Source organism: Bdellovibrio sp. HCB2-146, assembly GCF_047345725.1.
Lineage (GTDB): Bacteria > Bdellovibrionota > Bdellovibrionia > Bdellovibrionales > Bdellovibrionaceae > Bdellovibrio.
In genome coordinates this window covers 202,066-215,886 of the sequence record NZ_JBLEQP010000003.1, presented here as the reverse complement: position 1 = coordinate 215,886, position 13,821 = coordinate 202,066, and the positions used below count along the sequence as shown (strand labels likewise).

The window sequence follows — 13,821 nt, the reverse complement described above, 5'->3', positions numbered from 1 at the left end:
AATTTTCTAATTTTCTAATTTTCTAATTTTCTAATTTTCTAATTTTCTAATTTTCGTTCGGGCGGATGTCGGCGCTCCGCTTGCTCATTGCAACAAAACTAATTTGTAACAATAAAATTTATTGACGAGTTTTTCTTCTTTCGCAAATTCGCTCCATTGAATGATTATCAATGTGATCGCTAAAAAATAGTTTTGCAGGTAAATCTCGCAATGGATGCAAGATTAGAGTGTTTAATTAGCTCTTATTTCTTTTTCTTTCGGAGAAGAAAAAATCATTCAAAAATCCCGTGATATAAGAATCTCAACTCGGAGGTTCTTATGAAAAAACTAATTACTCTTAGCGATGCTGAACTTGAAAAGAGTCTTGATATGCATGTGAAACAAGAGCGAGGAATTTTGCATATTATTCTTGAGCACATAAAAGAAGTGTCTCGTCGAGAACTTCATTTGGCTCGTGGGTATGGCTCTCTAAAAGATTATCTTGTTAAAGTATTCGGTTATTCCGAAAGAGCCGCTTACAGAAGAATAGAAGCCGCAAACCTTTTAAAACAAGTGCCGACTTTGGTTGAAAATATCAAAAATGGATCAATCGATATCACAAAGATTGAAGAACTCACTCGTGCGGTAAAAGAGAAAGAGCGAGTCTCTGGAGAGAAAGTAACGGCTTTGGTGAAGTCTGAACTGGTGGCTAGAATTTCTGGAAAGACAAGCATGGAAACCCAAAAAGAACTGGCGCAGATTTTGGATATCAAGGTTAAAGAATACGATGTTAAGAAAATGCAAAAAGACGAATCGGTTCGTGTCGAGTTTACACTTACGAGAGAACAGTACGAAAAGATTCAAAAATGCCAAGATCTTGCTGCCCATAAAATACAACAAGAGAGAATGGATTTCTCTTTGGCTTCAGTTGTGGAGATTTTGGCAGATACCTATTTGGCAGGAAAAACTCACACAAATAGCAGACAGGCAAACTCTAGCAACATTCAAAAGGAAGAAGAACAGAAGGCGTCAGCTTCTCTTGAAAGAGTCAATAAAACGCTCACACCCAAGACAAAGAAAGAAGTGCTGAATCGGGATCAATGCTGTCAATATCGTGATTTAAAAACAGGGAAGATCTGCGGAAGTACTTTTGCCTTGCAGGTCGATCATAAAACATCTCAGTGGGCGAACGGGAGTCATGCCCTTTCGAATCTTCAAGTCCTTTGTGCCAATCACAATAGGTACAAATACCGTCAGGAAAGTCAGTTGCAATTCTTATGAGGATTACCAAGAAACGACCGAGCTTAGATTAATGAAAACAAACTGAACCCACTATACCTTTTGCCGACCATGATGGTCGGCAAACAGCCTGCTCAAGGATGGCGGAAGATCGCAAAACTGTTTCTGCTGAACGAAGAGCGCTACACCAAACAATTGCCTGATGCCAAGCGCAAGCGGAGCGCCGTCGCTGTGATGTAGAAAGAAAGGAAGAAAGGAAGAAAGGAAGGAAGGAAGGAAGGAAGGAAGGAAGGAAGGAAGGAAGGAAGGAAGGAAGGAAGGAAGGAAGGAAGGAAGGAAGGAAGGAAGGAAGGAAGGAAGGAAGGAAGGAAGGAATCCCTCATATCTTTTCTACTGACGAAGAACGCCACCCCGAAGGGAATAGAATCAACTAATGCCCAGCGCAAGCGGAGCGCCGTCGCTATGATTGTAAATAGATAGATAGATAGATAGATAGATAGATAGATAGATAGATAGATAGATAGATAGATAGATAGATAGATAGATAGATAGATAGATAGATAGATAGATAGATAGATAGATAGATAGATAGATAGATAGAAAATGTCTGACGGCCATAAGGTGGTCGGCCGCCAGACGAGGAATGGTCAATTTAGAACTGCCAAAGGACGCCGGCATCAAGGCCGATTTGCATGTCTTCTTTTTCAGCTGCAGGATCAAATTTATACTGGCTCAATAGCAAACCATAGCGAAGGTTCCAGTTCTTGCTCAGGTTCTTATAAGCTTTTGCACTGAGCACGTAAGCTGAAGACACCTTGAAGTCTCCTGTGGAGCCTAAGAAATACTGCAACTTGTATTCGTTCCAGTTCATATAAGACGCCAATGATGTCGGAGCTTTTTTATACCAGAATGCGCCGATACCATAAGCGCTGCCATTGGCTTCTTCAGCGGCAATCATTTGATAAGGAAGGCTTAACCCCCAAGTCTCGTCTTGCAAGAAGAATCCGGCTTGGGCGCGCCACAAGAGCTCAACTGTTGTCAGGTCTGCATTTGCTTCGCCGTCTTGTTTAGACAGAAGTTGATTTCTTTCCAGTTGCACGCCCCAGTGAAAGCGGAAGGGCTCGGAATTCATACCAATGAAGTTTTCAAACCACCATTGGAAATCCAAATTTGCATACATCAAACCAGAAGGAGTGTAGTAGCGACCGCTGATACCCAAAGCCATCGGCAGACCACGGGAAATATCGTAACCCACCAAGAAGCTATCTTCACCAGATTGTACCGTTAAATAACGACGTTGTTCACCCGGTTCGATATCACGCAAGGTCCATAGGAACTGATTCTTCTTTGTGGGTTGAAGTTCTGCTGCGGGATCTTTGTCGTACGCTTTGGTTTGGACGCCTTCGGGGCTCACACCTGAGAAACTCAAAGTGGAAGAATAAGTTTTTTGAATCGATTTAGCTGACAGGTAAGGGCGATCTTTTTCCTGTGGCAATTTGCCGCGAATATAGAATTCTTGGCGCATCGGAATATCGCCTTCGCCTTTTAGATAGATCAAAGGGCGGCCGCGAGATAAATCAACTTGCCAGTCGGTCTCAGAAATCTTTTTTACTTTGCTTTCATCAACAGGCTCAGCACCGGATGCCGTCAAGATCACACGTTTTTCATCGGGAGATAAAACAGCATCTTTGAAATCAACAGCTTTCATGCGCGTATCAATTTCAAGGAAAGAACCCGTTTGCGTTTGCGTTTTGAACGACACGTTCTCAGTGCTGTCGTTCAAATAGATCATACCTTGGTTGCCTACGACTTTGCCGTTGATTTCAACCAAAGCTGTTTTCTTGGAAGCAGAACGCGGCTTGATCACCATTTGATCGCCTTGTGCTGTCAAATAAAGTTCTTTGGAACAAAGGTAGATACGAGTTTCTTCGCTCTCACGATAAATACAGAACGTCATGAAGGGGAAATACTTCATGTCATCGACAAGACTTTTATCGATTGTCTCGCTGGTAAACTCTGCAACGTCCAATTGCAGTTCCGGCTCATCTTCGCTGGCTGCGACTTTGGAAATTTTAGAATTGTCAGGAGAAATTTCAGAGGTAAAAATGGCTTTGCCTGAATTGTTCTTGATCGCCAGTTCGCCTTTTTTCAATAAGCCTGCAGGCCAAGTGAAGTGCAGGCGGTATTGACCTTTGCGTTGAGGAACTGGTTCCAACTGAAATGTCACCTGCGTGGTGTCGATCAAAATATTACCGACCTTCAAGCGATCTTCGTCGATCAAAGAATATTCGAAACGCTGTGGCAGTACCTGTAGATTATTTTTATCCGCTTGGAACAAAAGGGGTTTGAGTTTCGGGCCCTTCGTTTGCGCGAGCACTGGCAACGTCAGAGTAAGAGACAGAATGAGAAGGCTTACAAATTTCATGTCAATAGTTCCTTCTTGATATCGTCAGCACTCTTGTGAGCAAGAATCGCTTTGATAACAGCTAACGAAGTGGTCATTTTAGAAAGAAAGTCCGCATTGTGCGTGATCACGATACGGCGGGGATGTTGTTCCCAAGCATTTTTAATTCGAGTATTCAAATCCCAAGCTTCTTGGAAAGTCTCGGTGCGAATCGGATTGCTGGAATCATAGAAATCCAAAGAGGCCGTATCCAAATGAATAACCCAGTCATAACGTCCCAATTCAGCAGCGGGAGTCGTTTTAAGCGAGCTGTAAAAATCCACGGGACTCTCGGGCCAATAGGCAACGGCATCGACAGATCCACGATCACAGACGATCAAAGATTTCTGACTGACATGACAGATAAGATCTTCCAGTTCCTTTTGCGTGTAGTAGATCGCTTTTTGCGCATGAATGACAGAGTTTGCTTCTTTATAGCGTGGGAAACCACCACGATATAAAATACTCGCAGCTTCTGGAACCACGGCGCACTTTTGGCCGAGTTCTTTTTTCAGAGCTTCGATAAGAGTCGTTTTTCCCCCAGAAGGGCCACCAGTAATTGCAACTTTGACGTAGGTCTTCATATGATAAGGATCGTAATAAACAACCCTTCGGTCAATATTTTTACTTTACAGCATATAGCGTAGACGGAATGCGACCCAGTAGATCAATCGAGCGATCCAAGATGGAGCACGAAAGTCCTTTTCTGAAACGGATTTCGAGTCCTTGATGTCCTGATGCCATTGTTGGAGCATATCATAGAGACTTTTGGGGTCATCTAAACGAGCAATAACCTCTAAGTCATGCATGATACTTCGATGATTGAGGTTGAAAGATCCAATGTACACATCATCGTCCACGATCATCGTTTTCGCATGCAGAATGCTTTTTTGGTATTCATACATTGGAATACGTCTTTTCAACAAGAAACGAACAATGTAAAAAGCCGCCCATTTTACCAGTGGTACATCGGATTTGCCTGGAATCAAGATCTGAACATCCACTCCACGTCGTGCGGCCTTTAATAGGACACGCAGAAGTGCGCGCTTTGGTAAAAAATAAGCCGTCGTGATGTAAATGCGATGTTGCGCATGATTCAGACGGCGCAAAATATCTTTGTAGAGATTTTTGCGCATATTTTTTGTCGTATTTAAATAGAGTGCAGGAGAACGTTGGGGGGGGTGCCACTTCCAACTATTCATCCACGACAAGATACCTCGGTAATGCGTGCGCAGATAGGTGACTTGAAACGCTAACGACAGCTGGCGTACTAGGGGGCCTTCCAGTCGCACACCCGTATCGCGCCAAGCTTTGTCGCCGACAATTGAAGCACAATGATTTTCAATAAAATTAATGCTTCCCAAATAGGCGACTTTTTCGTCAATGACCACGATTTTGCGGTGATTGCGTCGATTCACGCGGCGAAATAGAAAAAGCGTGCGTCCCTCAGTTAGGAAAGACATTTTTCGAAACCATAGCAGTGGGTAGGGAAGTGGATGAAAAACTCGAAGCTCAATCCCAGCTTTTTCGCAAATTCGATCCAGAGCTGGAATGTTTTCGTAAGCGCCAAAGCCATCAACGATGATTTTAACAGTGCATCCGCGCTGGCGGGCTTCTTCCAAATCTTTCAGCAGAGGTTCCGTCAGACGATCGAGAGCGAAGATATAACTTTCGAGTGTGATGCTTTTTTGTGCGGCAACGATGTCCGCCCGCAGGGACGTAAAAAAGTCATTTCCTGAATGAAAAATCTGGCTGCGGGTCCAATTGTCCATAATTGCTGCATTGTTCAATAATTTCTTAAAAAAGTCGACAGCAAAGCATCAAGGGGTGCAAACTTATGACATGATGATGAAGAACACAGCAAACTTGAATGTTAAAACATTTATCGCGTTCCTATTGGTATTTTTCGGTTGGGGAGTTGCGAAATCAGCAAATGCCGCTTTGCCTACAGCAAAGGTTTCGATTGTCTATTTTGGACTTGGAAGTTCTGAGGACTTTGAAAAACGTGTGAAACCTGCATTCCAGCAAAACGCAAGCGCCTGCAAAAACTGCGAACTTGTGAACTACACTCCGTACAAAGATGACGGTTCTGTGGATATGGAAGAGTTGGTTGAAAAAATCGAATCTATCCCATCAGACACAAATATGGCGTTTTTTGATTTCAACTTGAAGGCAAATGAAGAGAACAAAAAACTAGTCGAGTTGCTTAATAAACGCGCGATGGCTGGAATGGTTGTAGTCGCAGCAGCGGGCACGCCAAAGGACAAAGAAAGCTCAAGCCCATTGAGCCGCACTGTTTTCGGTCAAGTTCATGATGCTTTGATCATTGGTGAATTGGGAGAGCGTGAGCGCCTTTTGCCAACAGGATTCTACGGACCTGAAATGTTGACGGCTTTGCGCCCGCCAAAAGAAATGGGCCAAGGCTACAGCGCGATGATTTTCGTCGCAAATTTGGCAGAAAACTGGCCGAAAAGAAGTTCTCAAGACTGGATTGAGTACTTTAAGAACAAAAAGATGAAAAGTCGTAAAATCTGGATGAGCTTGAACGATTTGTTCTAACGTCCGGGATACAAAACAACGCGTTCATGGAACTCACGAGGGACGCGTTCTGCAATCAATTGCAAAGCCGCTGCTGTCGAATAGCGGCTTGAAGCATGAATAAAGACAATCTGCTCGCTCTCAATATCTTTTAAGCGCGGAATAATTTCATTGATATGGGTGTGTCCCCACTGGCGGGCATGATCAATACCTTTGGTATCGTCCAAATAAGTCGCCTCCATAAAGAGTATTTTGGATTTACGAACCCAGGGGCGAGAATCCAAAAACTCAATCTGTGTATCGCCAGTAAAACTTACTAACGGAGTTTGATGAATGTCATGGATGTCGATTCCACGCTTTTTCATGTCGATGATGTCTTCTTTGGCGAGGCCTAAATATTCCGGCTTGAGCTTTTTGTTGGTTTCAAAAAGCGTATATCCAAAAGACTCGATTCGATGTGTAGTTGGGAAGGCCTTTACAAAATGTTGGGCATTGAGTTCGAACTCGTCATCGGCTTTGACGGGGATAAAGTTGTACTTGTACTCATGACCTTCGATTTTTTCCCAGATCTTCATAATTTGATCGAGAGGTTCAACTAACGAGGTCGGCATATAGAAGTTTGCCGTCGGTTGGGAGTTCATCGCTTTTTGCGAAATGATATAAGGAACTCCAGCGGCATGGTCGAGATGGCCGTGAGTGATAAAGTAATGCTTGAGGTTTAGGAGATACGGATATCCTTGAGCCACATCAAAACTGAGCGAAAAATCAGGCATTGAAATGGCTGTGCGGATTCCCGACAGCGAGAGGCCGTGAAAATTAAATCGATCGTAATTCCAGGACTCTCCCGCTTGAACTGACATAGACCCTTACATGCAACGAGCAACAATGTCGTGGTTGATCCAAGCCACTGGTGATTTTGGTTTCCAAGAGTCGTGCAACATGACGTAACCACATGATTTAAACACAACTTCCGACAAAACCGCCGTGATCAAGTTCTTCTCATCTTTGTGCAAGCTGAATAGATGATCTGAACTGTTTAGCATGTATTCCATTTGGTGCTGAGCTGAATTTTGTGGCCACAATTCATACTTACTAAATTCAAGAGTCAGATCGTTAGTGAGGTAGTCGTCTGTGAATTTAATAATTTGCTCGAATGTGACATCGTCTTTCAAAAGATCTTTGCACTCTTTCAAAACTGCGGCTGCATGATTTTTATCAGCCCCGTCTTTTTGAATAGCTGCGAGCAATGGGTAAAGTGATACTTCAACTCCTTGAAAGATCGAGCTTGAGTTCGTCAAGATCTCAGGGCAATTGTAAACACAGCAGTTCACGCCTTTTTTGAAGTAGTCTTTCGAGATGTCTTCGAGAGCCATCTTTGCCCAACCTTGGAAATAAGGCGTGTATGTTTGCCATTTGTATTGACCACGAATGAGCACTTCTGTCCCGTGATAGCCGTAAGCTGTGTAAGAAACATGGCTGCCCGAAGCTTCCAATTTTTGACGCAATGGCGCAGATAGATCAAGTAAATGGTGGAAGGTTTCAGCAGTCACCGCCATGAAGTTATCCAAGCAAAATTGACCGATAGATGAATCAAAGAGCGCTTTTGAAGGAAGATAGCGATCACCACGACCTTTGAACGCACGGTTCAACAAAGGCATCAAGATTTTGGCACGAGGAACACCACCTGCCATGAGGTGAGCAAATAAAACATTCGCACCCGCGGGAATATGTTGCTCAAGTTCTTTCAAGAACAACTCTGTATTTTTGCGGAAACGAGCTGTTCCTTTCGCGCGCGACTCTTTCAATGATTCAGGATTCAATTTCGTTTGTTCCCAATCTTTCAAGCCCGCATCTTTCATTTGATCACAAGGTGTCACACCATGAGAATCTGCTTCAAGATCGTAGCCTGCTTCAAGTGGCACATTGATAAATGGTTTTGGGATATTGGCAGTTTCTTCGGCAGTCAAAGCACGAAGAGAGCCATCTTTTTCGCGACGACCCACAGTCGCACGCACAATTGTCATTCCACGGCGTTCCGCTTCTTCAACTAAACCGTTGGCATATCCACGTGAGAAGAGTTCACCAAAAAGCACGAGAACATCGCCCTTTTTGTAAGGAGCCAAAGCTGGTTTTTCACGAAGTGGGAAAAGTTGCGTCATAAATTCACCTCAGTTATAAGCGGACATAGTATCTGCGTATGGATTTCGGTCAAGTTTTGACTCTAGATGACTCAGTAGATAGTCTCTGAATTCACCGGGGGAGATGAATGAGAATAGTTAGCATGGTGCCATCGTGGACAGAGACACTCTTGAAAGCAGGAATTCAAGTGGTGGGCCGTACACGTTTTTGCATTCATCCGCCAAAAATGATTACAAATATTCCCATCGTCGGTGGAACTAAAGACGTCAACTGGGATTTGGTGGTTGATATCAAACCTGATTTGGTCCTTCTGGATCAGGAAGAAAATCCTCTCGAAATGGCAGAAGAATGTCCTGCTCCCTATCTTGCAACGCATGTGAACTCTCTTGAAACATTACAAAAAGAGCTGGTGCGTCTGGGGGAAGAGTTTCGCAATCCACAATTAATGGAATTGGCGGTCACAGCTCTGGATATTTTAGAAGCACCTGTTCCGAAGTGGGATCCAAAACGCATTCCCGGATTTATGGAGTGGGTGAAGACACCTTCTCAAGAGTACGAAGAGGTTTTGTATCTGATTTGGAAAAAACCGTGGATGGCAGTCAGCCGTGAAACATACATCGGTTCTGTTTTAGAAAAATTGGGCGCGAAGGTCGTTGAGTTCCCAGCGGGGGAGAAGTATCCCGTTTTAGATGAAGTGACAGAGTTTAAAAAAGCACTTTTGCTTTTCTCATCAGAGCCTTTTCCATTTCAGAAAAAAATCGCAGAGCTAAAATCCGAAGGCCTTGAAGGTGCGATCGTCAATGGCGAGTCCTTTTCTTGGTTCGGGACTCGCAGTTTGGAATTTTTAAAAACGGAATTGGGCCTGTAGAACGTTATTGTACGAGGTACATTCCTGGATACGAAGATGCCGGCAAATCAAAAAGATTCATCATCATTTTCGCTGACATCTCTTGCGCATTGTCTTTTGTCGTGGCATCAGCAGGCATTTTCAGTTGGCCCTTCATCGCAAGCATAAAACGATCGAAATCATTTGTTGAACGAAGTGCCATCAAGAATGTTCTGTTTCTCGCATCACCCACGTCTTGCTGTTGGCCACTTGTTTGGTCTTGAACCAAGAAGTAGTAGTTCTCAGTCAACTGAACTGGCTGATTGCGAACGATGCCTTCACACAGATACAAACCACGAGTTGCCGCAGCCACTGTTTCTTGCTCTGTCAGGCGAGGATTCAAGGTCCCGATATAGTTTCTCTTTGTTGAAGCCATAAAGAGGCGAGGGTTCAAACGAACAACCGCGCACTGCTCATAGCTATCGACTTTCAATTTCACGATGTTTTGTTGAACAGCCAAAGTTGTTGAGCCATTCACCGAGATTCCGTTTTGAGTCGAGTTACCATCGGATTGCGACCACGACAATGTGTACGAGTAGTCGCTACCCAAAGAGAACAAATCCAGGAACTTGTAACCAAGGCCTACTTTTGTTGCCCATGATTTCGAAACACCCACGTAAGTCGCATGAGATGTATTAAGGTTGAAAGTCGTACCCACTGTCACACCATAGTTCAAACCACGCACATGCTGAGATCCTGCGACTTTTTTGATTTGCAGGCGTTTTTCCGTCTGGAAGAAGCGAGATGGATCACGTTTTGAAGCATTGAAACACTCGATCGCCAAATGCATCGTCATGTCTGACATCAAGGCGCCGCCCTTATCAGCGTACATTTTTGCCATATAATCTTTCGCCCAAAAGTTACAGAACTTCTGCGCCGTCAGATTATTGACTTTACCCGTGTTGATCACCTCTTGAAGATCGGCTTTGGTTAAAACCAATCTTTCGACAACATCTTGCTGGCCAAAAAGTTTCGCCATTGGTTGAGCGTCTTCAACCTGACTCAGGTTGATCAAATCCAAGTTGTTTTCTTTAGCATAGACAGCCGTAGAAGCTTTCGCGGCTTGAGCTGCTTTTGCAGCTTTGCGCACTTCTTTAGATTGTTCAACCAGCTGAGTGATGACGCTTTGAAGTGGCGACTTCGGTGCGTAGCCTTTTACAAAGTAGGAACTCACAGCTTTTTGGTCAAACATGCTCAAGTTACGGCCTGTTTCATCCATGTTGAGAGTGATCGAACCAATAAAAGGTTGAATCAGCATATCACCGCGATCAATCAAAGCATCAGCTTCCGCCAATGATAATTTTTTCGGCAATTGACCGTCGACCAATGTGACTTTGCTTTCATTGACTGGATACACTTCAATCAAGATGTTGTTGCGGTTGCCCAGTTCGGCAAGGTCTTTTACCGGGAACGTGATTTCTTGCGCAACCAGACCCCCTACGACGTTGACGAGGTTTTGGTTGAACGAAACCAATGTTTTACTTGGATCGTAATCAACATTTCTTAAAACTGCCGTTTTAAGAAGGTAAATACCATCACGCAATTTTTGAGGTGTATCACCACGACCTGCTGATGTACTAGAGTAGTTCACAAGACGCGGTTCAATACGGAAGCGGACTTTTTTGTAAACCGTGAGGTTCAAAAGATCATCGACTTTGTAGTCATAACCTTGCGTGCTGTAAGTGTAGCTATCAATTTGCATTTGCGTTGGCACGCTGGTTTCTTTTTCAGAGCAGCTGTAAGTCAATGCTTTTGGATCTTGCTCTGTGCGCAAGTCACGAACAAGGTCGGCTGGTTCCCAAGGGTTAATAGCAATCTCATGCTTCTCATCTGTACCTAAATCTGTGTTTTCGATACGAACCGCGCCTCTGATGAAGTGACGGCATTCGAAAGCCTTATACGTGATAGTTTCGTTCCAATTGATGCACGAGTTGTTATCTGTTTTATCAATGACAGTTTCAGTTTTGTCAGAGTCTTTCTGACGAAACTTAGTAATTTTAAATGTATGAGAACGCACGATCTTCTGATCGATACCATTTTTCAAGCACGCTTGAAGTTTGATATTCATCGTACGAGTTGAAAGGCTTTCAGGCCCCATCGTGAAGCTCAGATAGCGGATGTAACCGAATTCGATTTTTGGTTTTTGGTAAGCATCTGAATCCAAGTCCTTGTCGTTGTGATCTTCGTCTTGAGTGACAGTTGGATTTTCCGCATTCAAATAGTTGGCAATCTGGAAGTTCTTCGTCTGTGCAACTAACGTCGAAACCTTCAAGATCGAAGTTCCTTTGATCGTGTCGTATTCGCCCAGCATGTAAATACCATCAAATGCTGATAGACCCTCTGGACCATCAACAGGTACGAGCTGCAGACCCAAATAGATTTGACCGCGAGTTGGTATCGCTGGCAGAGCAATGGTTTGTTTGATCGCCAAGCTGGCATTGCTCATGCGGATATCTTCAAATGCAGATTCGCCTAAAGAGCGACGAATTTCTTTGTTGTTATGAACATACACGTGAATCAACTTCATGCGCGCTTTGAAGCTACCTGAAGTGAGAGGGCGTTGATAAACTTCACCGTTCATTTTTGATAACATAATACTTGGTGAAGCGCGGAATTCTGCATTGAGCTCAACACCTTTTGCCGTCATACGTTGTTCGGTCATAAATAAACGACCTTCTTCAACCCAAAGGGGGCGAGGACGGCCTTTTAGGGCTTGCTGAACGGCTTCTGCACTTTCCACTAATTGTGGAATTTCGCTGTTAGCTTTGATTTCCAGTACAGAAGGTAAAGTTTCACCATGGGACCATGGGTTGATCGCAAAAGAGACGCGGCGAGTGCCGTTGTGAAGGCCTGTGCCAATAATATGACGATCAATACGGACGTATTTTGAATCCGCAAGGTAATTATACTGAATGTTTTCTTTCCAGCTCAAGCAACCCGCTGAATCCGTGCGTGTTTCTTGATTCAATTCTTTGATCTTAAATTTATGACCTTGGATCGTTTTGTTGTATGCCGTGTCCTTTAAGCAAGCGACAAGATTGTAGACTTTCGCAGTCGGTAACTGGAAAGCTCCTGTCGTGCGAGACTCCAACATAGAAGACTTGCTCGGCGCAAATTCCACAGAAAAAGTGCTTGGACCTAAATTTGGTTTATCTCCGGTGTTTTCGCCTTGAATCGACAATTCACCTTCATTTTCGGCATCGGGGCGAGCGCCTTGAGGACCTGAAAGGTCGCAGGCAGCCAGCGTAAGAGCCGCTGTCAAAGCGATAATATTAAGGGAGAATCTCTTAAATGTTTGCATAAGAGGTCTCCAACTTAAGTTGCAGAGTTTGTTCGCGTGATTGAGTGTCCGACTGGTACATAGTTTCAGCATCCTGGAATTTCACACTGAGGTTAAAACGCTCTCTTTGAAATTTAAAAATACTCTCAACTGAATAACCGACGCGGTTCGTTTCAAGGGTGCTGAAGTAGGCCACCGCTGAATCGGGAGCGATAGCAAAACGTCCCCCCGTTACCTGCACAGAGAAATTACGGTTTACAAAAAGTTCAGCGCCACCCCAATAGAAGCTTGCCGCATTAAGATCTGTCGGAGCTTTTTGGTTTTGCGTGTAATCAGCCCCGGCAAGCAGAGTCAGGCGATTCAAAACGGGGATTGAGATCTCAGTTGAAGCCTCAAGACCTTCGTATTCATATTTAAATTTATAATCAGCTTCGGAGATTGAGTTCACGCCATTACCCAAGAATTGCGATTTTTGCGCAACCGCGGATGGGAGGTTTTTAAAACTGAAAAAACCGGCTCTGTTCTTCCAGAAAGCGCGTTTTGAAGGAAGCCAGTTGAGGCTTGCAGATGCCGTATTAAATGTAGGTGTTGGCTCAAGCTCACTTGTGTTTGCGCTCATCGAAGTAGAAGTGGGGATGGCTGTCTCAAGAGCAAATCCAGACTCAACTTGAGTTGAATTAAACATTGTCTCTGCGCGGGCTGCAGGGAAGGCGATTTTATCTAGCAAAAGTTGATTGTGCAGGGAGCGTTGATTTAAAGCTCCTGCCATAAATTTAAAATACTTAGATGGTTGGAAATCCATCGCAGCTTGGTTTAAAAGCAGTTTGTTTTCAGCGGAGTCAGCGCCATCCACAGATTGCGTTTGACCGCTTTGTAGGCGGAATGCGGGCTGTACATCCAATAACAAATAACTTGTCAGGTGGTACTTGGCTTTCAGATCGAGGCGGAAATCAACTTTCTTGGATTGGCTGCGTTCGTCGTGGTTGTCTGTACCGCTAAGGCCGACCTTCCATTCTCCCAAAAATGAAGAGCGCTCTGTCTCTTTTAGAGACATCGCAGATTGGACCTGTCCTTGAGCGTTTGCCGCCAAAAGGAGAGATATACTCAGTATATAGATCCCAAAATTCTTCATCTAAACCCCGTAGTTCCTACCGGCGGTATTTCAAGTTCCATGCGCGAAAAAAAGGGGTCCATAGCGAAGATATGCGTTTTAGCTTACAGATTTTTAACAGGTGACAATATTTGGAGTTCCGTTTTTTGTTCCTACCGAATTCTTTGAAAAAAAGATGTGTCAAAAAGGAGGACATCTCGGAGCTT

The 13,821-nt window shown here is 44.0% G+C and carries 11 protein-coding genes; 4 read left to right on the top strand and 7 right to left on the bottom strand.

The window, feature by feature from the left end:
- Positions 1-318 precede the first annotated feature (318 nt).
- Together ACLWOR_RS18840 and ACLWOR_RS18835 are read left to right on the top strand one after the other, a co-directional pair.
- Positions 319-1,260: an HNH endonuclease signature motif containing protein gene (locus ACLWOR_RS18840; protein ID WP_413942418.1), complete on the top strand. Its 942-nt coding sequence runs from the start codon at positions 319-321 to the stop codon at positions 1,258-1,260.
- Between the two features lie 69 nt (positions 1,261-1,329).
- Complete coding sequence (locus ACLWOR_RS18835) at positions 1,330-1,458, top strand: hypothetical protein (protein ID WP_413942416.1); 129 nt, start codon at positions 1,330-1,332, stop codon at positions 1,456-1,458.
- A gap of 412 nt (positions 1,459-1,870) precedes the next feature.
- On the opposite strand, the gene ACLWOR_RS18830 is transcribed toward ACLWOR_RS18835, so the two are convergent.
- Genes ACLWOR_RS18830 through ACLWOR_RS18820 form a run of 3 tightly spaced genes read right to left on the bottom strand, consistent with a single transcriptional unit; the run spans position 1,871 to position 5,433 of the window.
- Positions 1,871-3,643, bottom strand: coding sequence for a hypothetical protein (locus ACLWOR_RS18830; protein WP_413942414.1), 1,773 nt, complete (start codon positions 3,641-3,643; stop codon positions 1,871-1,873).
- Positions 3,640-4,245, bottom strand: a complete 606-nt coding sequence (locus ACLWOR_RS18825; protein ID WP_413942413.1) for an ATP-binding protein — start codon at positions 4,243-4,245, stop codon at positions 3,640-3,642. The genes ACLWOR_RS18830 and ACLWOR_RS18825 overlap by 4 nt, the downstream gene beginning before the upstream one ends.
- Positions 4,246-4,290: 45 nt before the next feature.
- Positions 4,291-5,433 carry a phospholipase D-like domain-containing protein gene (locus ACLWOR_RS18820; protein WP_413942411.1) on the bottom strand — a complete coding sequence of 381 codons (1,143 nt, stop codon included), beginning with the start codon at positions 5,431-5,433 and terminating at the stop codon, positions 4,291-4,293.
- A 70-nt stretch (positions 5,434-5,503) separates the two neighbouring features.
- On the opposite strand from ACLWOR_RS18820, the gene ACLWOR_RS18815 reads away from it, so the two are divergent.
- Positions 5,504-6,220: a hypothetical protein gene (locus ACLWOR_RS18815; RefSeq protein ID WP_413942410.1), complete on the top strand. Its 717-nt coding sequence runs from the start codon at positions 5,504-5,506 to the stop codon at positions 6,218-6,220.
- Here ACLWOR_RS18815 and ACLWOR_RS18810 read toward each other — a convergent pair.
- Together ACLWOR_RS18810 and ACLWOR_RS18805 are read right to left on the bottom strand one after the other, a co-directional pair.
- On the bottom strand, positions 6,217-7,059 hold the full coding sequence (locus tag ACLWOR_RS18810; RefSeq protein WP_413942409.1) for an MBL fold metallo-hydrolase: 843 nt from the start codon (positions 7,057-7,059) through the stop codon (positions 6,217-6,219). The two genes, ACLWOR_RS18815 and ACLWOR_RS18810, sit on opposite strands and share 4 nt — an antisense overlap.
- A 6-nt stretch (positions 7,060-7,065) precedes the next feature.
- Positions 7,066-8,358 (bottom strand): enoyl-acyl carrier protein reductase FabMG, encoded by a 1,293-nt coding sequence (locus tag ACLWOR_RS18805; protein WP_413942408.1) that lies wholly within the window; start codon positions 8,356-8,358, stop codon positions 7,066-7,068.
- Positions 8,359-8,465: 107 nt separating this feature from the next.
- Between ACLWOR_RS18805 and ACLWOR_RS18800 the strand changes: the two genes are divergently transcribed.
- Positions 8,466-9,206 carry a helical backbone metal receptor gene (locus ACLWOR_RS18800; RefSeq protein ID WP_413942407.1) on the top strand — a complete coding sequence of 247 codons (741 nt, stop codon included), beginning with the start codon at positions 8,466-8,468 and terminating at the stop codon, positions 9,204-9,206.
- A gap of 4 nt (positions 9,207-9,210) precedes the next feature.
- Here ACLWOR_RS18800 and ACLWOR_RS18795 read toward each other — a convergent pair whose 3' ends face one another.
- Positions 9,211-12,525 carry a hypothetical protein gene (locus tag ACLWOR_RS18795; protein WP_413942406.1) on the bottom strand — a complete coding sequence of 1,105 codons (3,315 nt, stop codon included), beginning with the start codon at positions 12,523-12,525 and terminating at the stop codon, positions 9,211-9,213.
- On the bottom strand, positions 12,512-13,636 hold the full coding sequence (locus ACLWOR_RS18790; RefSeq protein ID WP_413942404.1) for a hypothetical protein: 1,125 nt from the start codon (positions 13,634-13,636) through the stop codon (positions 12,512-12,514). Before ACLWOR_RS18790 ends, ACLWOR_RS18795 begins: the two co-directional genes overlap by 14 nt.
- Between the last annotated feature and the right edge of the window lie 185 nt (positions 13,637-13,821).